The following is a 26,023-nucleotide window of genomic DNA, read 5'->3' on the forward strand; positions in this document are numbered from 1 at the left end:
TTCACGTCCCCTCGCCTCTGCGGTACGTCTTGCCGATCGCCTTCGGCGGTCTCAGCCGCTGCGCCGCGAGGGAGAGCACGAGGAGCGTCGTGACGTACGGCGTCATCTCGACGAACTCCAGCGCGACGGTGTCGGTCAGCGCGTACCAGAGCACCAGCAGTACGGCGATGATGAGGCTGACGCCCGCCTGGATCTTGGCGGCACGCCGGGCGGCGGCCAGGCCGCCGCGCAGCTTCCAGATCGCCAGGCCCACCAGCAGCACCGCGACGAGCAGCAGCAGCGCGTGCACGGTCGGGCCGCCCGCGCGCAGCCGGAGCGCGTCCATGAAGCCGAAGAGGCCCGCGCCCATCGCGACGCCGCCGGGCCGCCAGTTGCCGAAGATCATGGTGGCGAGGCCGATGTAGCCGCGGCCGCCCGTCTGGTTCTCCTGGTAGATGTGCACACCGATGGCGAGGAACGCGCCGCCGAGCCCGGCGAGCGCGCCGGAGACGGTGAGCGCCGCGTACTTGTACCGGTAGACGTTGACGCCGAGGGACTCGGCGGCCGTCGGGCTCTCGCCGCAGGACCGCAGGCGCAGCCCGAACGAGGAGCGCCACAGGACGAAGAAGCTCCCCACGAAGAGCACCGCGGTCAGCAGCGTCAGCCAGGACACCTCGTGGACCAGGGAACGCAGGATGCCCGCGAGGTCGGAGACGAAGAACCAGCCGTGCTTCTCGATCGAATGGAGCCCGTCGGACAGGCCCGGCACGGTGAACGTCGGCATGTCGTCCATCGGCGGCGACTGCTTGGTGTTGCCGCCCGCGGCCTGCGCCTCGCTGCCCTCGCCGCCGAACCAGAGCTTGGCGAGATAGCGGACGAGGCCCAGCGCGAGGATGTTGATGGCGACACCGGAGACGATGTGGTCGACGCCGAAGGTGACGGTGGCCAGGGCGTGCAGGAGCCCGCCCAGCGCGCCGCCGAGGATGCCCGCGAGGGCCGCCGCCCACGGTCCGTGCTGCCAGCCGATCCACCCGGCGGCGAACGTGCCGAGCATCATCATGCCTTCGAGGCCGATGTTGATGACCCCGGCCCGCTCGGCCCACAGGCCGCCCAGTCCGGCGAGGCCGATGGGGACGGCCGCGCCGAGCGCGGAGGAGAACTGGCCGCTGTCGGTGAGCTGGTCGGAGCCCGTGACGATGCGGGTGAGGGAGAACAGGACGAGCCCGCCCGCGATGATCAGCAGGACCACCGGGTACGTCAGCCGTCGCCGCCCGGTGTCCGGCGCGGCCTTGGACCCGTTCGGGCCCTTGGGCGCGACCGTGGCTTGCGTACTCACGCGGACACCTCCGCCTTCTCCTTGTTCCCGTTCCGCGCGCCGAGTTCCGCGCCGACCTTGCGCTGCTGGGCGCGGAGCCCGTAGCGGCGCACGGTCTCGTACGCGATGACGACGCACAGCACGATCACGCCCTGCATGACGCCGACGATCTCCTGCGCGTACTCCTCGAATTCGAGCTGGATGCCGGTCCGTTCGAGGAAGCCCCACAGCAGCGCGGCGAAGGCCATGCCGATGGGGTGGTTGCGGCCGAGCAGCGCGATGGCGATGCCGGTGAAGCCGACGCCCGCGGGGAAGTCGGTGCCGTAGTTGAACGACTCGTTCAGCAGCGTCGGCATGCCCACGAGGCCCGCGACGGCGCCCGAGAGCAGCATGCTGGTGACGACCATGCGCTTGACGCTGACGCCGCTCGCGGCCGCCGCCGACTCGTTGCGGCCCACGGCCCGCAGGTCGAAGCCGAAGCGGGTGCGGCCGAGCACGAACCAGTAGGCCAGGCCGATGACGACCGCGATCACGATCGTGCCGTAGATCGGCTTGGGGTCGGTCGGGATGGTGAAGAAGTGGCTGGAGGACGGCAGGTTGGTGGTGTGGAAGAGGTTGCCGTCCTTGACCGCCAGCCGGTCCTCGGAGAGGAAGTAGCCGATCAGCGAGCCCGCGATCGAGTTCAGCATGATCGTGGTGATGACCTCGCTGACGCCGCGCGTGGTCTTCAGGATGCCCGCGATGCCCGCCCAGACCGCGCCGACCGCCATCGCCACGATGATGATGATCGGGATCTGCAGCACGCCGGGCAGCGAGAGCGCGCCGCCGACGACCGCCGCGAAGAACGCGGCGACGCGGTACTGCCCGTCCACGCCGATGTTGAAGAGGTTCATCCGGAAGCCGATGGCGACGGCGGCTGCCGAGAGGTAGTACGGGATCGCCTTGTTGATGATCCAGACCTGGCTGTCGCTCTTCGAGCCGAAGTCGATCATCACGGTGAACGCGTGGAACGGGTCCTTGCCGCTCGCCATGATCACGAGCGAGGAGAGGATCAGCGCCGCGACGATCGCGAGCACCGGCGCGGCGAGCGCCAGGATCAGCTTCTCCTTGGTGAACTTCGCGCGGAGACCTTCGAGTTGGCTCATCGTTCGTCCTCCGGCGCTTCGTCCTCCGACGTCGCGTCCTCCAGCGCTTCGCCTTCCGGCGCCTCCGCGTCCTCCGGGTGCTCCAGGTGGCCGGATGCCGTGCCCGTCATCGCGGAGCCCAGCTCCTCGGGGGTCACGGTCGCCGGGTCCGCGTCCGCGACGAGCCGGCCCCGGTACATCACGCGCAGCGTGTCCGAGAGGCCGATCAGCTCGTCGAGGTCGGCGGAGATCAGCAGCACCGCCAGGCCCTCGCGCCGCGCCTCCCGGATCTGGTCCCAGATCTGCGCCTGCGCGCCGACGTCCACGCCGCGCGTCGGGTGCGCGGCGATCAGCAGCTTGGGGTGGTGGCTCATCTCGCGGCCGACGATGAACTTCTGCTGGTTACCGCCCGAGAGGCTGGCCGCGGTGACCTCGATGCCGGGCGTGCGCACGTCGTACTCGGAGACGATCCGCGTGGCGTCGAGGCGGGCGTCCTTGAGGTCGAGGAGTTCGAGCCCGAGAACGCCGAAAAGAGGGCCCTTGGTGTTGGGCGGCTCGGTGGCGTGCCCGAGAATGCGGTTCTCCCAGAGCGGGGCCTCCAGCAGCAGCCCGTGTCGGTGCCGGTCCTCGGGGATGTAGCCGATGCCGTCCTCACGGCGCTTGCGCGTCGGGGCGTGCGAGATGTCCCGGCCGTCGAGGCTGAGCACGCCGCCGTCCGGGTCGCGCATGCCCATGATGGCCTCGACCAGCTCGGCCTGCCCGTTGCCCTCGACGCCCGCGACGCCGAGGACCTCGCCCTTGTGGATGGTGAACGAGATGCCGTCCAGCACCGCCCGTACGACCCCGTCCGGGTCCGTCGCCGACAGGTGCAGGTCCTCGACGCGCAGCATCGGGGTGTCCGTCACGGTCGACTCGCGGGTCTCCGCCGACGGCAGCTCGCTGCCGACCATCAGCTCGGCGAGCTGCTTGGGCGTCGTGTCCTCGGGCCGTACGGACGCGACCGTCGTGCCGCGCCGGATCACGGTGATCGCGTCGGCGACGGAGAGGACCTCGCCCAGCTTGTGGGAGATGAAGATGACGGTCAGACCCTCGGACTTCAGCTCGCGCAGATTGTCGAAGAGCGCGTCGACCTCCTGCGGCACGAGCACGGCCGTGGGCTCGTCGAGGATCAGCGTACGGGCGCCGCGGTAGAGGGCCTTGAGGATCTCCACGCGCTGCCGGTCGGCCACGCCGAGGTCCTCGACGAGGAGGTCCGGGCGGATACCGAGCTGGTACGCGTCGGACAGCTCCATGATCCGCTTACGGGCCCGGCCGCCGATGCCGTGCAGCCCCTCGGCGCCCAGGACCGTGTTCTCCAGCACCGTGAGGTTGTCGGCGAGCATGAAGTGCTGGTGCACCATGCCGATGCCGCGCGCGATGGCGTCGGCGGGGCTGCCGAAGGAGACCTGCTCGCCGTTGATCGCGATGGTGCCCTCGTCCGGCTTCTGCATGCCGTAGAGGATCTTCATCAGGGTCGACTTGCCGGCCCCGTTCTCGCCCACGAGCGCGTGGACGGTGCCGCGCCCGACCGCGATGTCGATGTCGCTGTTGGCCACGACGCCGGGGAACCGCTTGGTGATCCCGCGCAGTTCGACGGCGAGACCGCTTCCGCTCTCACCCGGCGGTGTGCCGCTGCTCTTCTTCGTTGAGGGTGTGATGACGTACTCCTCCCCTGGCGGGGCGCTGTGACGACAGAGGACGCGCGGGCCGCCGACCTCGGGGGCGGCGGCCCGCACGGACCCGCCGCGCCGCCGGGCGGGGACGGGTCCCCGGTCCGGCGGCGGCGGTCAGGTGTCCCGCGCGACGGCGCTCCCTGTCATCGGCTGCGCCCCCGCGGGGCTACGGCTTCGAGGGGACCTTGATCTTGCCGTCGACGATCGCCTTGGACGCCTTGTCGATGTCGCCCTTGATGTCGTCGATGAACCCGCCGGAGGTCGCGACGGAGACGCCGTCCTCCTTGAGCGAGAAGGTCTGGTTGCCGGACAGCGGCTTGCCGTCCTTCACCGACTTGACCAGCTCGAACACGGCCACGTCGACGTTCTTGACGGCGGACGTCAGCACGGCCTTCTTGTACTTCTCCAGGCCCTTCTGGCGGTACTGGTCGGAGTCCACCCCGATGGCCCAGGCGCCCTTGACCTTGCTGACCTCTTCGATCGAGCCCGCGCCGGACTGGCCCGCGGCGCTGTAGATCACGTCGTTGCCGCGCGAGAGCATGCCCTTGGCCATGTCCTTGGCGCGCGCGGGGTCGTTGAAGCCCTTGTCCGACTCCTTGTAGAGGTAGTCGGTCTCGACCTTGATCTTGGGGTCGGTGTCCTTGACGCCCTTGACGTACCCGGCCTCGAACTTCTGGATCAGCGCGTTGTCCACGCCGCCGATGAAGGAGACCTTCTTCTTCTTGGTCTTCTTGGCCGCGGCCACGCCCACCAGGTACGACGCCTCGTGCTCGGCGAACGTCATCCCCACGACGTTCTTGCGCTGGGAGCCGGAGTCGACGACGCCGAAGGTGGTGTCGGGGAAGTCCTTGGCGACCTTGTTGATGGACTTGCCGTAGTTGAAACCGACGCCGATGACCGGGTTGTAGCCCGCCTCGGCGAGGGAGGTCAGCCGCTGCTCGCGGGTGGCCTCGGTCTCGTTGTTCCCGGCCGTCATCTCCTTGGTCTTGACGCCCAGCTCCTTCTCCGCCTTGTCGGTGCCGCGCGCGGCGGCCTCGTTGAAGGAGTGGTCGTCGCGACCGCCGACGTCGAAGGCGAGCCCGACGCCCTTGTTCTTCTTCTTACCGCCAGACTCCGTAGAGCTCTCACCGCACGCGGTGGCGGTCAGTGCGAGGACCGCGGTGGCGGTGGCCGCGGCGGCAAGCCTTGTTACCCGACGCAAGAGGACGTCCCCTTCGACTCTCGGAAGCGCAGAAGCGCGGAAGCGCGCGAGCGCCTCTTCCGGCGCTGCTTTCGGCACACATTAACGCGCGTAGAATTCCGGCAGAAGACAGTGCGCGGGCCGTTATCGGATCGCAGCGTAGGGGCCACTCCGACGCCCCCGCCAACCGGCCCGTACCCCCTGCGAGGGGCGAATCCCCGGCGAATCCCCCTTCTTCCCTCCAGCCCCGGACAGCGGGACGGGGCTGGAGACGGGTGCGGCGGTGGGTCAGCGCGTGACGTCGTCGAGGAGCGCGGCGGCCGTGAGGAGGTCGACGGCGGTGGGGATGGCCGCCTCGTCCGCGTCGAAGTCGCCCTGGTGCAGATCGCGCGTACGGCGGTCCCCCGGCGGACGCACGCCCAGCCGCGCCATCGCGCCCGGCACCCGCTCCAGGTACCAGGAGAAGTCCTCGCCGCCCAGGCTCTGTTCGGTCGACTCCACGGAGTCCGCGCCGAACCGCGCGGTCATGGCCTCGCGCAGCAGCGCCGTGACCCCCGGCTCGTTCACGACCGGGGGCACCCCGCGCACGTAGTTCAGCTCGCACTTGGCGCGGTGCAGCGTCGCCACCTCGTCGACCGCCGCGTGCACCAGGTCCGGCGCCTCGCGCCAGGTGTCCAGGTCGAGGCAGCGCAGGGTGCCGGACAGCTCGGCGCGCTGCGGGATCACGTTGCAGGCGTGGCCCGCCTCGATACGGCCCCAGGTGAGGGCGAGCCCGGCGCGCGCGTCGACCCGGCGGGAGAGCAGCGCGGGCACCTCGGTGACGACCTTCGCCGCCGCCGTCACCAGGTCGGTGGTCAGATGGGGGCGCGCGGTGTGGCCGCCCGCGCCGCTGAGGGTGATCTCCAGCCGGTCGCAGGCCGAGGTGATGGGGCCGGGCCGCAGCCCGATACGGCCCGCGTCCACGCGCGGGTCGCAGTGCAGGGCGAGGATCCGGCCCACCCCGTCGAGCACGCCGCACTCGACGGCGTCGGCGGCGCCGCCCGGCAGCACCTCCTCGGCGGGCTGGAACAGCAGCCGCACCGAGCAGGGCAGGCGGCCCGCGCGGGCCAGGTCGGCGAGGACGAGCCCGGCGCCGAGGACGGCGGTGGTGTGCACGTCGTGCCCGCAGGCGTGGGCCCGGTCGGGGACCGTCGACCGGTAGGGCACGTCCTTGGTGTCCGGGATCGGGAGCGCGTCGATGTCGGCGCGGAGGGCGAGCATCGGCCGCGCGTCGCGCGGTGCGCTTTCGGCGAGGTCCGGGTGGACGTCGCAGATCAGACCCGTGCCCATCGCGAGCACCCGGGGGCGCAGCCCGGCCTGCTCCAGCCGGGACTTGAGCGCGGCGGTCGTACGGAACTCCTGGTTCCCCAGCTCGGGATGCATATGGAGGTCGCGACGGAAGGCGATCAGCTCGCGCAGGAGGGCTTCGGTGGTTCTGCCGGGCAGTTCGGTGCGGACGCCGCCGGGTCCGGCGTCGCCGGCTCCGGACGGGCGTGTGTCCACCTCCGGTGCAGGGGACAGGAGTTCGTTCATGAACGGAAGAGTAGGCCGTTCACCTCGTCAACTGACTAGAGATCCACCAAAGTTCAGCCGCACAGGGGAAGAAAAACTAGGCTGTGCGGCGGTTATGTCCGTATGGGGATGGGTATAACTTTGCGCTCGCCGCGCCAGACTGCTGGCGTAGGAGGGACGCTCCGGCCCCGTGGCGGCCCGTAGGACGGGAGGCTGCCCTGTGGTGGGATACGGCCATGTCGTCCCGTGTGCTCTATCTGTTCGGTTGTGCCGCGCCGCCGGTCCTCGACCTGCCCTCCGTCGTCGAACAGGCCCTGGCCGACAACTGGACCGTGTGCGTCGGCCTGACCCCCACCGCCGCCGACTGGCTCGGCGAGGGTACCCGCTCCGCGCTGGAGGCCCGTACGGGACAGCCGGTGCGCAGCGCCCCGCGCCGCCCGGACGAGGAGTGGCCCTGGCCCGAGGCCGACGCCACGCTGATCGCCCCCGCCACCCTCAACTCCGTGAACACCTTCGCCCTCGGCCTGACCCCGCACTTCGTCGCCGCGTACGTCGCGGAGGGCATCGGGAAGAGGTGGCCGATGGCGCTGATGCCGTGCGTGAACGCCGCGTACGCGACGCATCCCCAGTTCGACCGCAGCGTGGCAGCCCTGCGGATCGCGGGAGTCCGCGTCCTGTACGGCAAAGGCGGCTTCGTCCCCCGCCCCCCGGGAGAGTTCTACAGGGCGGACTACCCGTGGGGGCTGGGGCTGGGGGCGGCGGGGGAGGCCGCGGGGCGGGACGCGGCCGGGCGGGGCTAGGTACGCGGCAGGGCCCGGCCCGCGCTCAGGTGGCGGGGGCGGTGGTGAGCATCCAGGCGCTGAAGGCGGCGTAGCGTTCGGCGCTCTCGGCGGCGCCGTCGGCGTGCTCGACGGCGTCGGCGTGCGCGCGCACCTGCTCGAACCGGGCGCGGCGGGCGTGCTCGTAGCGGGCGAGGGCGGCGGCGACGTCCCCCTCTCGCGCCAGTTCGGCGCGGAGGACGCCCGCGTCCTCGATACCCAGGGTGCCGCCCGCCGCGATGTGCGGGGAGAGGCCGTGCGCGGCGTCCCCGATCAGCGCGACCCGGGCGCTGGTCCAGCGGGGCAGTTCGGGGACGTGCATGATCTGGTTCTCCAGGATCGCCTCCTCCGGGGTCGCGGCGATCATCGCCAACAGCTCGTCGTGCCAGCCGGACTCGGCCACGTGACGGGCCCGGGTCAGCGCCCGTTCCCTCTTCGTTCCGGCCAGTTCACCGGCGTCGAACTGGCCGATCCACCACATGGTCCGGCCCGGCGCGACCCGGGTGTACCCGCCCCGGGTCCGCGAGGGGCCGATCGTGACGAACGTGCCTTCCGGCCGCTCGTCGCCCGAGGGCAGCACGGCCCGCCAGGCGTAGTTGCCGGGGTGTTCGACCGCCGCGCTGCCGGGCGCCAGGGCGGCGCGTACGTCGGAGTACACACCGTCCGCGCCGATCAGCAGGTCCGCGCGCAGGGGCGCGCCGTCGGCGAGGTGCACGCTCACCTGCGGGTCGTGCCCGTGCCCGTGCCCGTGTTCGTCTGCGTGCCCGTGCCCATGCCCGTGCTCGGTGAATCCGGTGACGTGTGTGCCGAGGCGGATCCGGTCCCTGCCGACGGTGTCGGCGAGGAGGTTGGTCAGGTCCGGCCGCGGCACCATCAGGAACCGGTGGGCGGCCGGGTCGTAGCTCTCCGCACGCCGCGGGCGCCCGGTGGGTTCGTAGAACCAGGCGTCGACGGACTCCCCCATGCGGCGGACGTCGTCGCCGATGCCGATCGCGTCGAACTCCCGCAGCGCGTTGGCCCACAGCCCGATGCCCGCGCCCGCGGCCCGCACCTCCGGCGCGTGCTCCAGCACGGTGACCTCGTGCCCGATCATCCGCAACGAAGCCGCGGTGGTCAGCCCCACCAGCCCCGCCCCCACGATCACCGTACGCATAGCCCACCCCTTCGCCGTCCTCCGTGCTTCCTGCGAACGAGGATAACCCTAACGGTTAGGGTTTAGGAACTGGCACTTTTTTGTTCTCGTTAGGGCAACGGGCAACCATGTCGGCGCTGCGTCGATCCGCGCCAGGTCCTCGAACAGCCAGTCGGGGGCGTCGGGGTGGGCTCCGTTCCTCAGGGGTGCTCGCGGGCAGGGCGGTCTCGTCGAGGTGCTCCTGCCGGGGCGAAGGCGGCGCCGTCTCCGTCAGATGCTGGCCGCGCCTGTTTCGGGGGTTGCCGGGGTGCCGCCGAGTTTGCGGGCTCCTCTGGCCGTGCCGGTGACGCCGGCGAGGAAGCCTTCCGCTCGGGGGGAGGCGCTGCGGGTGAGCCAGGCGGGGTCGACGTCGCAGACCGCGACCGTGACGCTCGTACCCGCGAGAGCGAGGGGGAGGGTGTGGACGACGGTGGAGGGGAAGCTCAGGATCGTGTGGCCCACCGGGCCCCGGCGGGCGACGAGTTCGAGGGGGAGGTCCGGGCGGACGATCTCCAGGCCGGTGGCCGCGCTGACCTGCTGGAGCTTCTCGCTGCTCTCGCGGCGGTGCGCGAAGTAGCGGGTCGCGCCGTACGTACGGGCCAGGCCCGCGACCGCTTCGAGGTAGCGGTCGGTGTCCACCACGCCCGTCTCGACGAGGGACGTGCCGACGAGGTCGGTGCCGCGGGCGAGGCGGGGCGGGCCGAAGCGGGAACGGGTCCAGGCGAATTCGTTCGCTGTGACCGTGACGCCGGGCGGCGGTTCGACGGGCATCGCGCTGAAGACCTCGACCGTCTGGCCCTCGCGGGGCGTCAGGCGGCGGCGGGCGCGGCGGGAGAAGGGCGCGAAGAGCATGCTGCGGACTATGGCGCGTACGCCGCCCGTGCCCTTGCGGTGCCAGCGTACGAACCGTTCGCCCTGGGCGAGCTGGCTGACGAACTCCATGGTCGCGGTGCCGTCGTCGACGACGGTGATGCGGTGCGCGGTACGGGCCGAGGTCACGGTGAGGAGGAGCTGGACGTAGCGCGAGAAGGGGTCGCCGATGACCAGGGTGCGGGCACGGCGCATCTCGCCCGTGAGGGAGAGGAGCGAGGTGAGACTGGACATCGCCCCGCCCCGCGCCTCCTCCCAGCGCACGGTGATCCCCTCGTCGCGGGCCAGCTCGACCATGCGGCGGAGCTGACCCCGCGTCATGGGGTCGTGCGGCGGGAGGATGACGAGGGTGAGCGCCGAGGGGGCGTGGCGGTGGTGCGTATGGGCCCACTCCAGGACGTTGAGGAGCTGGACGGGGCTCTCGACCAGGGCGAGGGCCCCGTCCGGCTCATGGTGCTCCGCCGCTCCCGTTCCGGAGGGTTCGCGGGGGAGGGACACGGGCTCACTCCGCTTCGTGAGGGCTGCGTGTGGGTGGTTGTTCGGGTGGATGCGGTTCCGGTGGCGTTCCGGGTGCCGTGCCGATGACGTTCCGGATGGCGTTCCGGGTGACGGATCTGGTCGGGCCGGGTGCGCCGGGGTGCGACGCGTACGCCGGGTGCGCCTCTCGTCAGACCGTGGCGGGCTGGCGGGTCTCGTCCGCCTCCTCCGTCTCGGCGACGACGCCCTTGACGCGGCGGAGCTTCTGCATGGGCTTCAGCTCGCTGTCGTAGACCTTCTTGACGCCGTCGCCGAGGGACTCCTCGATGGTGCGGATGTCGCGGACGAGGCGCTGGAGGCCCTGCGGCTCGACGGACGCGGCCTGGTCCGAGCCCCACATGGCGCGGTCGAGGGTGATGTGGCGCTCGACGAAGACGGCGCCGAGGGCGACGGCGGCGAGGGTGGTCTGGAGGCCGGTCTCGTGGCCGCTGTAGCCGATCGGGACGTTCGGGAACTCCTCGTGGAGGGTGTGGATCATCCGGAGGTTCAGTTCCTCGGCCTTCGCCGGGTAGGTGGAGGTGGCGTGGCAGAGGATGATGTTCTCGCTGCCCAGGACCTCGACGGCGTGCCGGATCTGCTTCGGTGTGGACATGCCGGTGGAGAGGATGACGGTGCGGCCGGTGGAGCGGAGGGCGCGCAGGAGTTCGTCGTCGGTGAGGGAGGCCGAGGCGACCTTGTGCGCGGGGACGTCGAACTTCTCCAGGAACGCGATGGACTCGACGTCCCACGGGGAGGCGAACCAGTCGATGCCGCGCTCGGCGCAGTGCTCGCTGATGGCGCGGTAGTCGTCCTCGTTGAACTCGACGCGGTGCCGGTAGTCGATGTAGGTCATCCGGCCCCAAGGGGTGTCGCGCTCGATGTCCCACTGGTCGCGCGGGGTGCAGATCTCGGGGGTGCGCTTCTGGAACTTGACGGCGTCGCAGCCGGCTTCGGCGGCGGCGTCGATGAGGGCGAAGGCGTTGTCGAGGTCGCCGTTGTGGTTGATGCCGATCTCACCGGTGACGTAGACGGGGCGACCCGGGCCAGCGGTCTTGGAGCCGAGGGTGCGGAGGCGAGGGTTCTGGTTCGTCATTTTCAGCGGTTTCTTTCTTTGGTGGTGACAGATGGGGATGGGGTTGGTCGGGGCGGGGCGGGTGGGGGGTGCGGGCTTAGGTTGGGCGGTGGCACGGGGGCGGCGGGTCTGGGTGGGCGCCGGGGCGGGGGGTGCCGGGTGGGCGGGTGATTCCTTTGTGGGTGGGCCCCGCGGGAACGCTCACGCCTGCCCGTCCCCCGCCAGCCCCTCCCCCAGCAGCCACCCCGCGATCTCCCTGATCGCGCCGTCGCCGCCGCCCCGCGTGGTGACGGCCGCGGCGCCCGCCCGTACGACGTCGTGCGCGTCGCCGACCGCGACGGGCCAGCCGACGAGGCCGAAGCAGGGCAGGTCGTTCACGTCGTTCCCGGCGTAGAGCACGCGTTCGGGGGCGATGCCCTGCTCCTCGCACCACTGCTTGAGCGCGAGGTCCTTGCGGTCGATGCCGTGCATCACCGGGATCCGGAGCTTCCGGGCCCGGGCCGCCACGACCGGGTTCTGCTCCGTCGACAGGATCAGCAGCTCCAGCCCGGCCCGCCGCAGCGCGGCGATCCCGAGGCCGTCCCCGCGGTGCACCGCGACGGACTCGCGGCCCTCCGTGTCGACCCAGACCCGGTCGTCGGTCTGCGTGCCGTCGAAGTCGAGGACGACCGCGTCGATGTCGTCCCGCGTCGGAAGCGCGCCCGCGCGCCCGCTCGGCGGACGGGCGTCCAGCAGCGGCGCGAGCGCCCGCGCACGCGCCAGGTCGTGCGGATCGTCGATCTCCAGTACGCGCGCCGGATCGGTCCGTACGAGCGCCGTACGCCCGAAGAACCGGTGCCCGGCCTCGCGGAAGCCCATGGCGTCCATCGCGTACGCGGCGCCCGTCTCCAGCAGGTCCTCGGGCCGGTCCTGCCGACGCGGCCGTACGGAACGGTGGTGGTTCACCCCCCGGGCCCCGGCGGCGGCGTCCTCCTCGGAAACGCCGTCACCAGCACCGTCACCAGCACCGCCGTCGAGACCATCCGCCGTCTCCCGCCACACGAACCCGTGGAACGGCGCCACCGTCAGCGCGCTGTCCGCGCCGTCCTCGATGACCGCCGCCGCGACCTCGCCGACGTCCTCGCGGAGCAGGAACGGGCTGGTGCACTGCACGAGCAGCACGGTGTGCAGGGGCTGGCGGTGCCGCTCCTCGTAGACGTCCATGGCGTGCAGGACGGCTGCCTCGCTGCTGGCGAGGTCGCCCGCGATCTCCGCGGGGCGCTCCACCACCTCCGCGCCGGCCGCGTTCGCGGCGGCGGCGATGGCGGGGTCGTCCGTCGAGACGACGACGTCGGTGATGTGCCGCGCCGCCAGGCACTCGCGCGCGGCGCGGGCCACGAGGGGCACACCGCCGACGGGGGCCAGGTTCTTCGCGGCGACGCCCTTGGAGCCGCCGCGCGCGGGGATCACCGCGAGGACGCGGGGGCTCACGCGGGGGCTGGGGATGCCAGGCGTTCCCGGAGTGGTGGAGGACATGGTGGTTGCTCCTGACTGGTTCGCCGACTGGTCACTCACAGCTCGCCCACCCGCCGGATCACCGGGGCGACGCGCTGCACCCCGTGCCGGTACGCGCCGCGCGCGGCCTCGCGCAGCGCCCGCCGTACGACGCCGGGCCCGTCGGCCCCCGCCGCGGCGCCGTCCGCGGCGCCCGCCAGCGGGATGCCGTCCGGGCCGAGCCCGTAGCGGCGGAGGACGCCCGGGAGGTAGCCGGGGGCGGTGCGCAGCGTGTAGTACGGCGCGAGCGGCGGCAGGCCGCCGTTCTCCGAGGCGCGGGCGCGCGCGACGAGTTCGGCCACGCGCTCCCGCGCCGTGCGGAAGCCCCGCCCGCCGCCGCCCGCTCCCTGGCGCTCCACCCACTCCGGGTCGGCCTCGGGGAGGGCGCCCTCGTCGAGCTGGTCCCAGGAGGCCAGGCAGCCGGAGCCAAGGAAGTAGTGGTTGCCCAGGGCCTCGCGGACGCCGAGGTCGGTCAGTACGGCGGTGGGCACGCCCCGGTGCAGGGACTCCAGCGCCGCCGTCGAGCTGACGGTGACCAGGAGCCCGCCCGTGCGGCGGGCCCGGTCGAGAATGGTGCCCATGTGGCCGTAGACGAGGCGGCAGTTGGGCGGCAGCCCGCCCTCCGGACCGGCGGCGGGCAGCTTGCGTACGAGCTTCTGGTACGGCTCTTCCTCGATGTGCGTGGTGTGCTCGCCGGGCTTGCTGCGCAGCTTGATGAGCACCTCGCGCTCGGGGTGCTTGCGGGCGTGCCCGAGGGCGCGCCGCAGCAGGTACGCGCGGTCCGCGCGCCCCGCGGGCACGGAGGGCTGGACGGCGAAGACGACGGTGAACGGCCCGTCGTCCCCGCTCACCGCGTCCTCGCCGGGCCCCTCCTCCAGGGCATCCCCCTCGGACGGCGCGCTCTCGGACGGCGCGGCCTCCAGGAACGGCAGCACGCTCTCGACCACCGAGCCGGAGTCGGCGCCGACCCCCTCGTAGACGGCGCGGAAGCGGTCCGCGTCGTGCGGGGAGTTGGCGAGCACCAGGTCGGCGCCGTGCCGCAGGAGCAGGCCGTCGGAGAGCTTCTCGTAGACGACGCCGACGTAGCCGGTCACGACGACCGGCCGGCGCTCGGCGCGCGCGAGGCCGTGCAGCATGGCCTGGACGGCGCCGCCCACGCAGGCGAGGACGACGACGTCGTACTCGCCCCGGCCCGCCGTCCGCACGAACTCGGAACCGGTCACCTCGCGCAGCGCGTCCACGGTGACGCCGACCTCGGCGAGCTGCCGGGGCGTCGGGGTGGCGCGGCCGCGCAGCAGCAGGCCGTCGATGCGGGCACCGGGCGCGAGGCGGCGCGCGGTGAGCGCTCCCCACTTCCAGCGGGTGTCCGAGTCGGCGAGCACGGCGATCCGCGCGGGTCCTGCCGCGTGCCCGGCCGCCGCGTCACCGAATTCATGATCCGGAACGGCCGCCGAGCTGGTGGTCGAGTTACGTGAGGGCACGTCGCAGACGCTAGAAAGGGATTCCGGAAAAAGGCCCAACGCAAATGCAACAGACGGTTAACAGCACACCGACGAATGGCCAACCGGGCCGATCCCGAGCCGCGTTCACCGTTCCGCCATGCGCCGTTCACCCCGGGGTCCGCAGCAGGTCAAGACGGAGCTCGGCGGGACACCTAGGGTCCCCTCCGTGGTTAAGCTCTCCGTCATCGTGCCGTTCTACAACGTGCAGTCATATGCCCCGGAAACGCTCCGGAGTCTGCGTGCGAATGCGCGCTCGGATTTCGAATTCATTCTGGTCGACGACGCGTCGACCGATGAGACGCCGGAGATTCTGGAGCGCGCCGCCGCTGAACTCCCCGGCGCCGTCCATGTCCGGCACGCGCGCAACGGCGGGCTGGCCACCGCGCGCAACACCGGACTGGACCGTGCGAACGGCGAGTTCATCACCTTCCTGGACGGTGACGACTGGCTGGCGCCCGGCTACTACGACGATCTCGTCGCCACGATCGAGCGCCTCGGCTGCGACTTCGTGCGCACGGACCACGTCCAGTGCACGGCGCGCGCCCGTACGCTGGCGCGCGTCCCGCACGGGCGGCGCGGGGTGGTGGTCGACCCGAGGGACGCGATCCTCCCCGCCGGGCGGACGACCTCGGTCGACTACGCGTACGCCTGGGCCGGGATCTACCACCGCAGGCTGCTGGACGACGGGGTGCTGCGCTTCCGGCACGGGCTGCGGACCGCCGAGGACCGGCCGTGGATCTGGCGGCTGCACCGCGAGGCCCGCTCCTTCGCCGCGGTCGGCCTGCTGGGCGTCTTCTACCGGCGCGGGGTCGCCTCCTCGCTGACGCAGATCGGCGACGTGCGCCAGCTCGACTTCATCCGCGCCTTCGACCAGGTGATCGACGAGACCTCGCGGGACAAGGACGCGGCGACGCTGCTGCCGAAGGCCGTACGGACGTACTGCGCGATCATCTCCCACCACCTCACGAGCGGAAGGTTCGAACCGCAAGTGGCCCGCAAACTGCGCACGCTGAGCGCCGCAGCCCTGAAGCGCCTGCCGTCCGACCTGCTGTCGGACGCGCTGGACTCCATGGACACCGAGCGCGCCTCCCGGCTGCGGCGGCTGCGGCGCCGCCCGGCCGACGCCGCCGCCACCCCCGAGGCCGTGGACGGAGAGGCCGCCTGATGCGTACGCAGATCTTCTTCGCCTCCACGCTGTACGGGGCGGCCACGCTGGCCGCCGCGCTGGACGCGGACTGCTTCGGCCCCGCCGACAACCGGCTGCTGCTGGTCAGCAACAACGCGCCGTCGCCGGAGACCGCGCCCCCGCTCGACGAGATGCCCGGTTTCGAGCGGCTGCGCGACCGCTTCGACCGGGTGGTGTCGTGGAACGACGCGATCCGCCCGTTCCACCCCGGCGGCTGGTCGCCCCGCTCCGACGACGTGCCGATGTGGGAGCGGTATCTGCGGATGCTGTGGAACCTGGGCGACGGTCCGGAGGACGAGGTCGAACTGGCCGTCGAGTCGATCCAGGTCGACCCGGCGCTCGCGCTCGCGCGCCTCTTCCCGGACGCGCCGGTCGACGTGTACGCGGACGGCCTCATGAGCTACGGCCCGACCCGCAACAAGCTCGACCCCCTCGTCGGTACGCGCGTGCGCCGCCTGCTCTACCTGGAGCTGGTCCCGGGGCTCTCCCCGCTGCTGCTCTCGGAGTTCGGCGTGACCTCCGAGGTCGTACCGGCGCGCGCGTTCACCGCCGTGCTCGCCGAGATCGCCCAGGACGCGCCGCCGTCCGTGACGGAGGCGCCCGAGGGCTCGGCGCTGCTGCTGGGCCAGTACCTCTCCGCGCTGAACATCCTCAGCCCCGAGGAAGAGGAGCAGCTCCACGTACGGATGCTGCGCGGCGCCGCCGGACGCGGCCACCGCCGGATCGTCTTCAAGCCGCACCCGGTCGCGCCCGCGCGCTTCTCCCGCGCGCTGGAGAAGGAGGCGAGCGACCTGGGCGTCGAACTGACGGTGCTCAGCTCGCCGGTGCTGGCGGAGGTGCTGTACGAGCGGGCGCGGCCCGCGCTCGTCGTGGGCTGCTTCTCCACGGCGCTGCTGACGGCGACGGCGTTCTACGGCCTGCCGGCGGCCCGTACGGGCACCGAGGTCCTGCTCGAACGGGTGACCCCGTACCAGAACAGCAACCGGGTTCCGGTGACCCTCGTCGACGCGCTCCTGCCCGACGTCGAACGGGACGGCGCCGCCGGGCGGCCCGCGGACCTCGACGGGCTGGTGCGTGCCGTCGGCTTCTGCATGCAGCCGCAGATCTATCCGGAGCTGCGCCCCGAGGTCGAGAGCTTCCTCTCCGCCCACCTGAACGAGGAGACCCGCCCCTACTTCAAACGGCGCCGCCTGACAGCGCTGGCTCTTCCGGGTGCGTTGCCGCGCCAGTTCGCGTTCGTCCCCCGCAACCGAGCGGTGCGCCGCGTAGCCCGCCGAGCCCGAGCCCTGAAAAGAGCCCTGAGCTGACACCACTGCGCCCCCGATTCTCCCTTGAGCGCTTGGGAGGTCTGCGCGAAGGCGGAGGGCTGGCAAGCGCAGCCCACTTCGCCGGGCACCCGGACATGAGGCTGAGCACGGGCTGCCCCGGACTGTGCATGGCAGGCTGCGGCCGCGCCGTGGCCGCTCGCGCAGTTCCCCGCACCCCTGAACGGGCAAGCCCCGGAGCCTTGGCCCCCGTAGCCCTCAAGTCGCAAGGGGGATGGGCTCGTTGTCAGACCAGGGGCTGACGGGGTGACGGCCGTGGGCTGATGTGGGGTGGGGCGGCCACGCAGGACCCTGGAGGCGTCTTGTTCGGCGTCTCACGGAGGTCCCTATGCGTACTGTTCACCGCCGCTCCGCACTCGCAGCCGGAGCCCTCGTCCTCCTCACGGCGACGGCCGCGGGGGCCAACGCGTCCGCCTCGGAGGAGGACGGCGGCAAGGGCGAGGCCAGACTCGTCGGGGCCGCGAAAATGTTCCGCGAGGACGGGCAGCGCATACGCTTCGCGTTCGACGCGCACGGCTTCGGCTGGAACAAGCTTCCGCAGGGCACCTCGCGCGGCACGTTCCGCTTCAGCCACTACACACCCGACGGCAAGGACGGCGCGTTCGCCGAGGGCCGTATCGACTGCCTGGAGACCGGCGGCCCGGTCGCCACGGCCACGGGCATCATCACCCGCACCGACCTGAAGGGCGCCAAGGGCAAGCGCGTCGGCTTCACCGTGTACGACGACGGGCGGCACGACCGCGTCGGCTATAGCTGGGGCGGCGGCGACGGCGACCTGCGCCGCATGAAGGTCGAGCCCTGTCTCAGCGCGGCGCCGTACGAGACCGTCGAGAAGGGCGACTTCACGGTTCACCACAAGCTGCCGCCGCACTAGGAAAGCCGTACTCAAGAGGCTGTCAGGAGGGTGGCCTCCACCCCGGCCACCACCGCACGCAGGCCCTCCTCGAAGCGAGCGTCGTAGTCGTCGCCGAAGAAGTCACCGCTCACCGCGGCCGCGAGGGGGTGCTCGGGGGCGAGCCGGGCCGCACGCTCCTCCACGTCGTAACCCGGCGTGCGTTCGCCCGGCATGGGGTGGACCGCCTGCTCCTCGATGACGAAGCCCATCGTGAAGGTGTAGGCGATGAAGAAGGCGCGGGCGGCGGCGCCGGGCGTGAAGCCCGCGGCGGTCATCAGCCGCAGGTGCTCCTCCTGGCGCGCGGCGTGCCCGGTGCCGGTGAGACGCGTGCCGCCGAAGACCTTGGCACCGTCGCGGTGCCGCAGCAGTCCGCGCCGCAGGTGCCGGAACATCTCGCTGAACCAGTCCTGCCAGGGCGCGCCGGGCTCGGGGTGGCCGCCGGTCTCGTCCAGCTCGCGCTGGAGTGCGGTGGCCATCTCGTCGAGCAGGGACTGCTTGTTCTTGAAGTGCCAGTAGAGCGCGGGTGCCTGGACGTCGAGTTCCCTGGCCAGGCGGCGCAGGGTGAGCCCTTCGAGGCCGACCTCGTCGAGCAGCGTCAGGGCGGTGCGCACCACCTGGTCGGGGTCGAGCCGCGCGGCGGCCATGGGCACCGTCCTTCCGTCTCCTCTTGACTCCTTAACAAAGTTAAGCGCATCCTGCCCGCATGAGCGAATTTAACGGCGTTAAGGAGAAGGGAACGGGGACCGGGGCGAGGGCAGGGACCGACGGCGGGACCGAGGTCCTCATCGTCGGCGCCGGTCCTACCGGCCTCGCCCTGGCCTGCGATCTCGCCCGGCGCGGGGTCCGCGCCCGTCTCGTGGAGGCCTCCGGCGGCCTCTTCCCCGGCTCGCGCGGCAAGGGCCTGCAGCCCCGCACGCTGGAGGTCCTCGACGACCTCGGGCTCGTGGACGCGGTGCTGCGCGACGGCGGCCCGTATCCGCGCATGCGGACGTGGGAGGACGGGCGGCCCACGGGCGAGCACGACATGGTCGAGCGCGCGGAGGGCCCCGGCGTGCCGTACCGCGAGGTGTGGATGCTGCCGCAGTGGCGCACCCAGGAGCTGCTGTACGAGCGGCTGCGCGCGCTCGGCGGGGACGTGGAGTTCGGCGCGCGGCTGACGGGCCTCGACCAGGACGCGGACGGCGTCACCGCGCACCTCGCCGACGGCCCGCCCGTACAGGCCGCCTGGCTGGTCGCGGCCGACGGCGGGCGCAGCACCGTGCGCAACGCGCTGGGCGTCCGGATGAACGGCGAGAGCCTCACCGAGCGGCCGACCCTGATCGCGGACATACGGGTCGAGGGGATCGACGCGCTGCACTGGCACGTGTGGCCCTCGGCGGAGGGCGGCGCGCTGGCGCTGTGCCCGCTGGCGGGGACGGGCACGTTCCAGTTGGTGGCCCTGGACGCGGGGCTCGGGGAGTCGGACGACCGGCTCGCCCGCGTACGCCGACTGGTCGCCGCACGCAGCCATCTGGACGCCGAGCAGGTCAAGGAGGTGTGCTGGGCCTCGGACTTCCGGGCGAGCGCCGCGCTGGCCGACCGCTTCCAGGAGGGCCGGGTCCTGCTGGCGGGCGACGCCGCGCACATCCACTCCCCCGCGGGCGGCCAGGGCCTCAACACCAGCGTCCAGGACGCCTACAACCTCGGCTGGAAGCTCGGCCTGGTGCTGCGCGGCCACGCCGCTCCCGCGCTGCTGGAGACGTACGAGGAGGAGCGCGCGCCCCTGGCCGCCGGGATGCTCGGCCTGTCCACCCGGCTGCACCGCACGGGAGGGACCCGACGGGGCCACGAGACGCACCAGTTGGACCTCTCCTACCGGGACGGTTCCCTGGCGTGGGAGCGGCGCGCGGCGCCGCCCGAGGACGGGCTCCGCGCGGGCGACCGCGCGCCCGACGCCGCGTGCCCGCTGCCGGACGGCACGAGCCTGCGCCTCTTCGACGCCTACAGGGGCCCGCACTTCACCCTGCTCGCCCTGGGCGGAGCCCGGCCGCCGGAGGATCTCCCGCCCCATGTCCGCCCGTACGAGGTACCGTCCGCGCCCGGCTATCCGGAGCGCGCCCTGTGCCTGGTCCGCCCGGACGGCTATGTGGCGCTCCTGACGGAGACCCCGGGGGACGTCATGGACTGGCTGCGTTCCCTCTAGCTTGTTACCGACGGGTTTCGCGGTCGTGCGACTTCGGGGAGAGTGAGGGCGACTCCTGGAGGTGCACGTCGTGTCATCCGAGACCGGTCCGCCCGCCGCTCCCCGCCGCTCCCCCACGGTCCCCGGGCTCGCCGCACAGGCCGCGGCCCTGGCCGCCGGCGAGGTGACCTCGCGCGAGCTGACCGAGCGCGCGCTGGTGCGGATCGCCGCGAGCCAGCCCGTCCTCAACGCGTTCCGCGTCGTCCGCGCCGAGGCCGCGCTCGCCGAGGCCGAACGGGCCGACCGGGCGCTCGCCGAGGGGCGGCGGCTGCCGCTGCTGGGCGTGCCCGTGGCCGTCAAGGACGACACCGATGTCGCGGGCGAGGCCACGGCGTTCGGCTGCGCGGGCGACTTCCCGCGCAAGACGGCCGACGCCGAGGTCGTGCGCAGGCTGCGCGCCGCGGGCGCGGTGATCGTGGGCAAGACGAACAGCCCGGAGCTGGGCCAGTGGCCCTTCACCGAGGGCCACGCCTTCGGCGCGACCCGCAACCCGTGGAACACCGCCTACACGCCCGGCGGTTCCTCCGGCGGCGCGGCCGCCGCCGTCGCCGCCGGGCTGGTCCCCGCGGCGCTCGGCTCGGACGGCGCGGGCTCCGTCCGTATCCCCGCCTCCTGGACGCGCCTGATCGGCATCAAGCCGCAGCGCGGGCGGATCTCGACCTGGCCGGACCCGGAGGCGTTCAACGGGATCACCGTGCACGGAACGCTCGCGCGGACCGTGCACGACGCCGCGCTGCTCCTGGACGCCGCCGCGGGCAACCACCCGGGCGAGCTCCACCGGCCGCCGCCCGTCGAGGCGCGCGCCGCCGCCACCCGCCACCCGGGGCGGCTGCGGATCGCGCTCTCCACCCGTACGGCGTTCACGGCCACGCCCAAGCGGCTCCACCCGGTCGTCGAGTCGGCCGTGCGCGGCCTGGCCGAACGGCTCGCCGCGCTCGGCCACGAGGTGGAGGAGGCCGACCCGCACTACGGGCCGATCGGCCTCACGTTCGTGCCGCGTGCCACGGCGGGCATCCGGGACTGGGCCGGACGGATGCCGGACGAGCGCCTGCTGGACCCCCGTACGCGCGGCGCGGCCCGCACCGGGCGGCTGCTGGGCGGCGCGCCGCTGCGCGTGGCGCGGGCGGCCGAGGGGCCGCTGCACCGGTACGTCGGCCGGATCTTCCGCCGCTACGACGTGGTGCTCGCGCCCACCACCGCGACCCCGCCCCCGCGCGTCGGCGACCTGATGCGGCTGTCGAGCTGGCAGACGGACCGCACGATGATCGCCCACTGTCCGTACGCCTGGCCCTGGAACGTGCTGGGCTGGCCCGGCGTCAACGTCCCCGCCGGGATGGCTTCCCCCGGCCCCGGCGAGGCCCCGCTGCCGCTGGGCGCGCAGCTCCTCGGTCCCGCGCACGGCGAACCGCTGCTGATCTCGCTCGCCGCCCAGCTCGAAGCGGACCGGCGCTGGTACGAGCGCTGGCCGGAGTTCGCCGACATGTGACGGCCGCCGGGTGACCGCAGGCGGGTGACCGCAGGCGGGTGACCGCAGGCGGGTGACCGCAGCGGGGTGACCGCCGACGGGTGGCTGTCAGTGGTGTCTGCCACGGTGGAGACATGCCGGTACGCGCGACGGGGCGGGTCGAGGAGGGCTTCGGCTGGCGCATGTGGGAGAGGGCTCCCGCGCCGCCGCTCACCGCGCTGTCCGGGGCCATACCAGGGCTACTGGGAGCGGACCCGCGCCCCCCTGAGCCGCGCCGAGGTGCCGTACGGGGGCGTGACCCTGATCCTCAGCTTCGGGGAGCCCCTCGCCGCGTCCTCCCGCCCGGGGGCCCCGCCCGAGCGGTTCACCGGCTTCGTCGCCGGGCTCTTCGACGGCCCCGTGGTCACCCGGCACGCCGGGCGGCAGCACGGCCTGGAGGTCCAGCTCACCCCCGCGGGGGCGTACGCGACGCTGGGCGTCCCGCCCGGGGAGTACGGGAACCGGATGGTGCCCCTCGAAGACCTCCCCTGGCCCCGCGACCTGCAGGAACGGCTCGCCGAGGCCCCGTCGTGGGAGGAGCGCTTCGCGCTGCTGGACCGCGCGCTGGGCGCGCTCGCCGAGGACGGGCCGGCGATGTCCCCCGAGGTCGCCCGCGCGATGCGGCTGCTGACGGACAGCGGCGGCCTGGTCCCCGTGGCCGAGCTGGCGCGGGACACGGGCTGGAGCAGACGCCATCTGGCCGGGCGGTTCCGGGAGCAGACGGGGATGACGCCGAAGACGTTCGCACGGGTCACCCGCTTCCAGCGCGCCCTGTCCCTGCTCGGCGCCGCCCGGGGCCCGGGCGCGGGCTCGGGCGCGGGCTCGGGCTCGGGGCTGGCGGAGACCGCCCACCAGTGCGGCTATTTCGACCAGGCGCACCTCTGCCGGGACTTCCGCGCCCTCGCGGGCTGCTCCCCCACCGCCTATCTGGAGCGGCACCCGCCGGACGGCGCGTTCCCATTCGTCCAAGACCCCGCACCGGCCGGTCCGTAGCGTCGAAGGAGCCAGACCAGGCCGACCCAGACCGAACCAGACCGGCCCAGAAAGGACGGACGTCATGTCTTCCCAGTCACCCACCGTCGTCCCCGTGCTGTCCTACCGCGATCCGCGCGCCGCGCTCGATTTCCTGGAGCGCGCCTTCGGCTTCACGACCCTCGCCGCGCACGAGGCCGAGGACGGCACCGTCGTCCACGCCGAGATGCGGCGCGGCGACGGCGTCGTCATGTTCGGTCAGGCCCGCGACGAGGGCCTGATGGCGGGGTCCGGGCCCACGACCGTCTATGTCGTCGTGGACGACCCGGACGCGCTCCACGCCGCCGCCGAGGCGGCGGGCGCCGAGATCGTGATGCCGCTCACCGATATGGACTACGGCTCACGGGAGTTCGCCGCCAGGGACCCCGAGGGCAACCTCTGGAGCTTCGGCACGTACGCGCCCAAGCTCTAGCCAGGGCCCAGGGCCTAATCCATGGACTTGACGAAGATCAGGTCGCCGTCGAGCAGGGCCGACTCGATGGGCTGGTAGTACATCGTGTCGTCCTCGTCCGTGCCCTCCGTGGACCCGCTGAGCAGGCCCTGGGCGATGACGTGGGTGTCCTCCCTCTCCGGGTCCATCTGGTAGACGGAGCCGCCGCTGTCGCCGCTGTCGCTGACGAGGTTGGCCGACGACATGCCTTCCAGCACCGTGCCGTCCGTGTAGGTCACCGTGATGTCGTGCGCGAGGATCGGGCCGCAGGTCTGCCCGGACCTGTAGCCGGACTTGCATATCTCCGTGCCGACCGGCGCCTTGCCGAGGCCGGAGATCTTCGCGTGGTCGCCCTCCGCCATGTCGACGCCCGTCGTCGGGCGCGGGGCCGCGATGTCGTCCACGTGGATGGTGCCCCAGTCCATCGGCTCGTAGCTCGTATTGGTCGTGCCCCCGAAGTGCAGGCCGTTGTACCGCCACAGGGAGTGGCCGCCGTCCGTGCAGTGGCCCGCGGTCATGATCAGGTCGGCGCCGCTCTTGTCCTTGACCCACCATCCGGCGGAACAGCTCGTGCCGTTCGTGCTCTCGATCTTCTTGCCGTTGGTGATGCCGACGTTGCTGGAGACCGGCTTCTCGGTGGTCCGCACCTTCACCACCGGCCCCAGGGCCCGCGCGGCGTCGACGAACTGCCGCGTCTTCCCCTTGTCCAGCGTGGACTTCGCCACCTTGACGGTGACCGCGTTCGCGCGGACGTCGACATACCAGGTCGCGCCCCTCGGAGAGAAGCGCTCGGCGAGCTTGTCGACCGAGCGCTTCGCCTTCTCCAGGTCCTCCGCCGAGTACTTGATCAGGCGGGTCTCCGTCCCGTCCCCCTCGACGTCGTCCTCGTGCCGCTCGTCGGTGACGCCCACGACGAGCTTGCCGCTCTTCTGGTCGATCCAGGTGCCGCCGCTCCATTCGGGCTTCAGCGAGCGCTTGAGCTTCTTGTCGGTCTTGACCAGCTTCTCCTGGCGGTTGAGCCGGGTCTCGGCCTCGTCCACGCTCATATTCCGCGCCTTGGCGTAGGCGGCGGTGATCCCCTCGGTTCTCTCCCCGTCTCCGCCGTCGGACTGCGAACTGCCCACGTTCATGGTCTGAATCCCGCCCACGGTCAGCGCGATACCGCTGGCCACCGCTAATGCCGCGGTCACGCTCATTCTGCGGCCCAGACGAAAAGACATCTCCACTCCCTGAATCCGGTGGTCGGACATACACGTGCGCCTGATGCGTACGCCACCACGGATCACTGCCAGGGATGGTTCAACGGGCGTCCGCGTCCGTCAGAACGCGTCGGCGGGCACGTAGCGCCCCCACACCTCGCGGAGCGCGTCGCAGACCTCGCCGACCGTCGCGCGGGCGCGCAGGGCCTTCTTCATCGGGTAGAGGACGTTCTCCTCGTCGCCCGCCGCGGCCTTGCGCAGCTCGTCGAGGGCGGCGGCGACCGCCTCGCCGTCGCGTTCGGCGCGCAGCCCGGCGAGCCGCTCCGCCTGCTGCTGCTCGATCGCGGGATCGACGGTCAGCGGCTCGTACGGCTCCTCCTCCGCCATCTGGAAGCGGTTGACGCCGACCACCACGCGCTCGCCGCTGTCGGTCTCCTGCGCGATGGCGTACGCGCTGCGCTCGATCTCGCTCTTCTGGAAGCCCTGCTCGATCGAGGCGACCGCGCCGCCCCGGTCCTCGACCTGGCGCATCAGGTCGAGCGCCGCGGCCTCCACGTCGTCCGTCATGGACTCGATGACGTACGAACCCGCGAACGGGTCGACGGTCGCCGTCACATCCGACTCGTAGGCCAGCACCTGCTGCGTACGGAGCGCCAGGCGGGCCGACTTGTCGGTGGGCAGCGCGATGGCCTCGTCGTAGGAGTTGGTGTGCAGGGACTGGGTGCCGCCGAGGACCGCGCCGAGGGCCTGGACGGTGACGCGCGCGAGGTTGACCTCCGGCTGCTGCGCGGTGAGCTGCACCCCGGCCGTCTGCGTGTGGAAGCGCAGCATCAGCGACTTGGGGTTCTCCGCGCCGAACTCCTCGCGCATCACCTTCGCCCAGATCCTGCGCGCCGCGCGGAACTTGGCGACCTCCTCCAGGATGGTCGTGCGCGAGACGAAGAAGAAGGACAGGCGCGGCGCGAAGTCGTCCACGTCCATTCCGGCGGCGACGGCCGTACGGACGTACTCGATGCCGTCCGCGAGAGTGAACGCGATCTCCTGCGCGGGCGTCGCGCCCGCCTCCGCCATGTGGTAGCCGGAGATCGAGATCGTGTTCCACTTGGGGATCTCGGCCTTGCAGTACTTGAAGATGTCGGCGATCAGCCGCAGCGAGGGCTTGGGCGGGAAGATGTACGTCCCGCGCGCGATGTACTCCTTGAGCACGTCGTTCTGGATCGTCCCCGTCAGCTTCGAGGGCTCGATCCCCTGCTCCTCGGCGACGAGTTGGTAGAGCAGGAGCAGCAGCGCGGCCGGGGCGTTGATCGTCATCGACGTCGAGACCTTGTCCAGCGGGATGCCGCCGAACAGGACGCGCATGTCGTCGATCGAGTCGATGGCGACGCCGACCTTGCCGACCTCGCCGCTCGCGATCTTCGCGTCGCTGTCGTGACCCATCTGCGTCGGCAGGTCGAAGGCGACGGACAGGCCCATCGTGCCGTTCTCGATGAGCTGCTTGTAGCGCGCGTTGGACTCGGTGGCGGTGCCGAAGCCCGCGTACTGCCGCATCGTCCAGGGGCGCCCGGTGTACATCGTCGGGTAGACGCCGCGCGTGAACGGGTACGCGCCGGGCTCGCCCAGCTTCTCGGAGGCGGACCAGTCGCTCAGCGCATCCGGGCCGTAGACCGGTTCGATGGGCTGCCCGGATTCCGAATGGCGTGTCATGGTCTGAAGCCTCCGTGCGTGCGGCGTCCGTACGTGCTGTCGTATGGCGTTCATGGGCCCGCCGGAGCCGGGCCGGTCACGGGTCGCGGGTGTGCTGCTGCGCTGCTCCGCGCCCGACACGGACTGTAGCGAGCGGCGTGCGAGCCGTGGAGTGCCGTCGCCTGGGACCTTCCTCACAGCTTCC

21 protein-coding genes are annotated in these 26,023 nt (G+C 72.2%); 8 read left to right on the forward strand and 13 right to left on the reverse strand.

The window, feature by feature from the left end:
• Nucleotide 1 precedes the first annotated feature (1 nt).
• From ABD343_RS14210 to ABD343_RS14230, 5 genes are all read right to left on the reverse strand, one after another.
• Entirely contained in the window at nucleotides 2-1,315 is a 1,314-nt protein-coding gene (locus ABD343_RS14210; RefSeq protein WP_425578177.1) for an ABC transporter permease, read from the reverse strand.
• Nucleotides 1,312-2,439: an ABC transporter permease gene (locus ABD343_RS14215; protein WP_344527802.1), complete on the reverse strand. Its 1,128-nt coding sequence runs from the start codon at nucleotides 2,437-2,439 to the stop codon at nucleotides 1,312-1,314. The genes ABD343_RS14210 and ABD343_RS14215 overlap by 4 nt, the downstream gene beginning before the upstream one ends.
• Nucleotides 2,436-4,115 (reverse strand): ABC transporter ATP-binding protein, encoded by a 1,680-nt coding sequence (locus tag ABD343_RS14220; protein ID WP_425578192.1) that lies wholly within the window; start codon nucleotides 4,113-4,115, stop codon nucleotides 2,436-2,438. Before ABD343_RS14220 ends, ABD343_RS14215 begins: the two co-directional genes overlap by 4 nt.
• Before the next feature lie 181 nt (nucleotides 4,116-4,296).
• Nucleotides 4,297-5,331: a BMP family lipoprotein gene (locus ABD343_RS14225; RefSeq protein WP_344527804.1), complete on the reverse strand. Its 1,035-nt coding sequence runs from the start codon at nucleotides 5,329-5,331 to the stop codon at nucleotides 4,297-4,299.
• 267 nt (nucleotides 5,332-5,598) lie between these two features.
• On the reverse strand, nucleotides 5,599-6,882 hold the full coding sequence (locus ABD343_RS14230) for a M20 family metallopeptidase (protein WP_344527806.1): 1,284 nt from the start codon (nucleotides 6,880-6,882) through the stop codon (nucleotides 5,599-5,601).
• 215 nt (nucleotides 6,883-7,097) lie between these two features.
• On the opposite strand from ABD343_RS14230, the gene ABD343_RS14235 reads away from it, so the two are divergent.
• Nucleotides 7,098-7,661: a flavoprotein gene (locus ABD343_RS14235; protein ID WP_344527808.1), complete on the forward strand. Its 564-nt coding sequence runs from the start codon at nucleotides 7,098-7,100 to the stop codon at nucleotides 7,659-7,661.
• A 25-nt stretch (nucleotides 7,662-7,686) separates the two neighbouring features.
• Here the strand turns inward: ABD343_RS14235 and ABD343_RS14240 are convergent, their stop codons facing one another.
• The 5 genes from ABD343_RS14240 to ABD343_RS14260 form a co-directional block, all read right to left on the reverse strand.
• Nucleotides 7,687-8,832: an FAD-dependent monooxygenase gene (locus ABD343_RS14240; RefSeq protein ID WP_344527810.1), complete on the reverse strand. Its 1,146-nt coding sequence runs from the start codon at nucleotides 8,830-8,832 to the stop codon at nucleotides 7,687-7,689.
• Nucleotides 8,833-9,081: 249 nt separating this feature from the next.
• Nucleotides 9,082-10,218, reverse strand: coding sequence for a hypothetical protein (locus tag ABD343_RS14245; RefSeq protein ID WP_425578178.1), 1,137 nt, complete (start codon nucleotides 10,216-10,218; stop codon nucleotides 9,082-9,084).
• A 169-nt stretch (nucleotides 10,219-10,387) separates the two neighbouring features.
• Nucleotides 10,388-11,329, reverse strand: a complete 942-nt coding sequence (locus ABD343_RS14250) for an N-acetylneuraminate synthase family protein (protein ID WP_344527812.1) — start codon at nucleotides 11,327-11,329, stop codon at nucleotides 10,388-10,390.
• 180 nt (nucleotides 11,330-11,509) lie between these two features.
• Entirely contained in the window at nucleotides 11,510-12,823 is a 1,314-nt protein-coding gene (locus tag ABD343_RS14255) for a cytidylyltransferase domain-containing protein (protein WP_344527814.1), read from the reverse strand.
• A 35-nt stretch (nucleotides 12,824-12,858) separates the two neighbouring features.
• Nucleotides 12,859-14,223, reverse strand: coding sequence for a DUF6716 putative glycosyltransferase (locus ABD343_RS14260; protein ID WP_344528578.1), 1,365 nt, complete (start codon nucleotides 14,221-14,223; stop codon nucleotides 12,859-12,861).
• 286 nt (nucleotides 14,224-14,509) lie between these two features.
• On the opposite strand from ABD343_RS14260, the gene ABD343_RS14265 reads away from it, so the two are divergent.
• From ABD343_RS14265 to ABD343_RS14275, 3 genes are all read left to right on the forward strand, one after another.
• A complete protein-coding gene (locus ABD343_RS14265; RefSeq protein ID WP_344527816.1) occupies nucleotides 14,510-15,508 on the forward strand; it encodes a glycosyltransferase family 2 protein in 999 nt (332 codons plus the stop codon).
• Nucleotides 15,508-16,836 (forward strand): polysialyltransferase family glycosyltransferase, encoded by a 1,329-nt coding sequence (locus tag ABD343_RS14270; RefSeq protein WP_344527818.1) that lies wholly within the window; start codon nucleotides 15,508-15,510, stop codon nucleotides 16,834-16,836. Before ABD343_RS14265 ends, ABD343_RS14270 begins: the two co-directional genes overlap by 1 nt.
• Nucleotides 16,837-17,182: 346 nt before the next feature.
• Entirely contained in the window at nucleotides 17,183-17,728 is a 546-nt protein-coding gene (locus ABD343_RS14275; RefSeq protein WP_344527820.1) for a hypothetical protein, read from the forward strand.
• Nucleotides 17,729-17,739: 11 nt separating this feature from the next.
• On the opposite strand, the gene ABD343_RS14280 is transcribed toward ABD343_RS14275, so the two are convergent.
• A complete protein-coding gene (locus ABD343_RS14280; RefSeq protein WP_344527822.1) occupies nucleotides 17,740-18,393 on the reverse strand; it encodes a TetR/AcrR family transcriptional regulator C-terminal domain-containing protein in 654 nt (217 codons plus the stop codon).
• 59 nt (nucleotides 18,394-18,452) lie between these two features.
• On the opposite strand from ABD343_RS14280, the gene ABD343_RS14285 reads away from it, so the two are divergent.
• The 4 genes from ABD343_RS14285 to ABD343_RS14300 all read left to right on the forward strand — a co-directional run bounded on the left by ABD343_RS14285 (nucleotide 18,453) and on the right by ABD343_RS14300 (nucleotide 22,918).
• Nucleotides 18,453-19,931: an FAD-dependent monooxygenase gene (locus ABD343_RS14285; protein ID WP_344527824.1), complete on the forward strand. Its 1,479-nt coding sequence runs from the start codon at nucleotides 18,453-18,455 to the stop codon at nucleotides 19,929-19,931.
• Nucleotides 19,932-20,001: 70 nt separating this feature from the next.
• Nucleotides 20,002-21,456, forward strand: coding sequence for an amidase (locus ABD343_RS14290; protein WP_344527826.1), 1,455 nt, complete (start codon nucleotides 20,002-20,004; stop codon nucleotides 21,454-21,456).
• Between the two features lie 273 nt (nucleotides 21,457-21,729).
• The gene (locus tag ABD343_RS14295; RefSeq protein ID WP_344527828.1) at nucleotides 21,730-22,467 is read left to right on the forward strand and encodes a helix-turn-helix domain-containing protein; all 738 of its coding nucleotides are present in this window, start codon (nucleotides 21,730-21,732) and stop codon (nucleotides 22,465-22,467) included.
• Nucleotides 22,468-22,531: 64 nt separating this feature from the next.
• Complete coding sequence (locus ABD343_RS14300; protein WP_344527830.1) at nucleotides 22,532-22,918, forward strand: VOC family protein; 387 nt, start codon at nucleotides 22,532-22,534, stop codon at nucleotides 22,916-22,918.
• A gap of 14 nt (nucleotides 22,919-22,932) precedes the next feature.
• Here the strand turns inward: ABD343_RS14300 and ABD343_RS14305 are convergent, their stop codons facing one another.
• Both ABD343_RS14305 and ABD343_RS14310 read right to left on the reverse strand, forming a co-directional pair.
• Nucleotides 22,933-24,126: a S1 family peptidase gene (locus tag ABD343_RS14305; RefSeq protein WP_344527832.1), complete on the reverse strand. Its 1,194-nt coding sequence runs from the start codon at nucleotides 24,124-24,126 to the stop codon at nucleotides 22,933-22,935.
• A gap of 129 nt (nucleotides 24,127-24,255) precedes the next feature.
• On the reverse strand, nucleotides 24,256-25,839 hold the full coding sequence (locus ABD343_RS14310) for an acyl-CoA mutase large subunit family protein (RefSeq protein ID WP_344527833.1): 1,584 nt from the start codon (nucleotides 25,837-25,839) through the stop codon (nucleotides 24,256-24,258).
• Nucleotides 25,840-26,023 lie beyond the last annotated feature (184 nt).

The organism is Streptomyces albiaxialis (genome assembly GCF_039530985.1).
In the GTDB taxonomy this organism is placed as follows: domain Bacteria; phylum Actinomycetota; class Actinomycetes; order Streptomycetales; family Streptomycetaceae; genus Streptomyces; species Streptomyces albiaxialis.

Excerpts from the sequence above, each read along its gene's own strand:
- ABD343_RS14215 (WP_344527802.1), bottom strand. The coding sequence starts at position 2,439 with ATGAGCCAACTCGAAGGTCTCCGCGCGAAGTTCACCAAGGAGAAGCTG.
- ABD343_RS14230 (WP_344527806.1), bottom strand. The coding sequence starts at position 6,882 with ATGAACGAACTCCTGTCCCCTGCACCGGAGGTGGACACACGCCCGTCC.
- ABD343_RS14235 (WP_344527808.1), top strand. The coding sequence starts at position 7,098 with ATGTCGTCCCGTGTGCTCTATCTGTTCGGTTGTGCCGCGCCGCCGGTC.
- ABD343_RS14240 (WP_344527810.1), bottom strand. The coding sequence starts at position 8,832 with ATGCGTACGGTGATCGTGGGGGCGGGGCTGGTGGGGCTGACCACCGCG.
- ABD343_RS14250 (WP_344527812.1), bottom strand. The coding sequence starts at position 11,329 with ATGACGAACCAGAACCCTCGCCTCCGCACCCTCGGCTCCAAGACCGCT.
- ABD343_RS14255 (WP_344527814.1), bottom strand. The coding sequence starts at position 12,823 with ATGTCCTCCACCACTCCGGGAACGCCTGGCATCCCCAGCCCCCGCGTG.
- ABD343_RS14270 (WP_344527818.1), top strand. The coding sequence starts at position 15,508 with ATGCGTACGCAGATCTTCTTCGCCTCCACGCTGTACGGGGCGGCCACG.
- ABD343_RS14275 (WP_344527820.1), top strand. The coding sequence starts at position 17,183 with ATGCGTACTGTTCACCGCCGCTCCGCACTCGCAGCCGGAGCCCTCGTC.
- ABD343_RS14280 (WP_344527822.1), bottom strand. The coding sequence starts at position 18,393 with ATGGCCGCCGCGCGGCTCGACCCCGACCAGGTGGTGCGCACCGCCCTG.
- ABD343_RS14285 (WP_344527824.1), top strand. The coding sequence starts at position 18,453 with ATGAGCGAATTTAACGGCGTTAAGGAGAAGGGAACGGGGACCGGGGCG.
- ABD343_RS14300 (WP_344527830.1), top strand. The coding sequence starts at position 22,532 with ATGTCTTCCCAGTCACCCACCGTCGTCCCCGTGCTGTCCTACCGCGAT.
- ABD343_RS14310 (WP_344527833.1), bottom strand. The coding sequence starts at position 25,839 with ATGACACGCCATTCGGAATCCGGGCAGCCCATCGAACCGGTCTACGGC.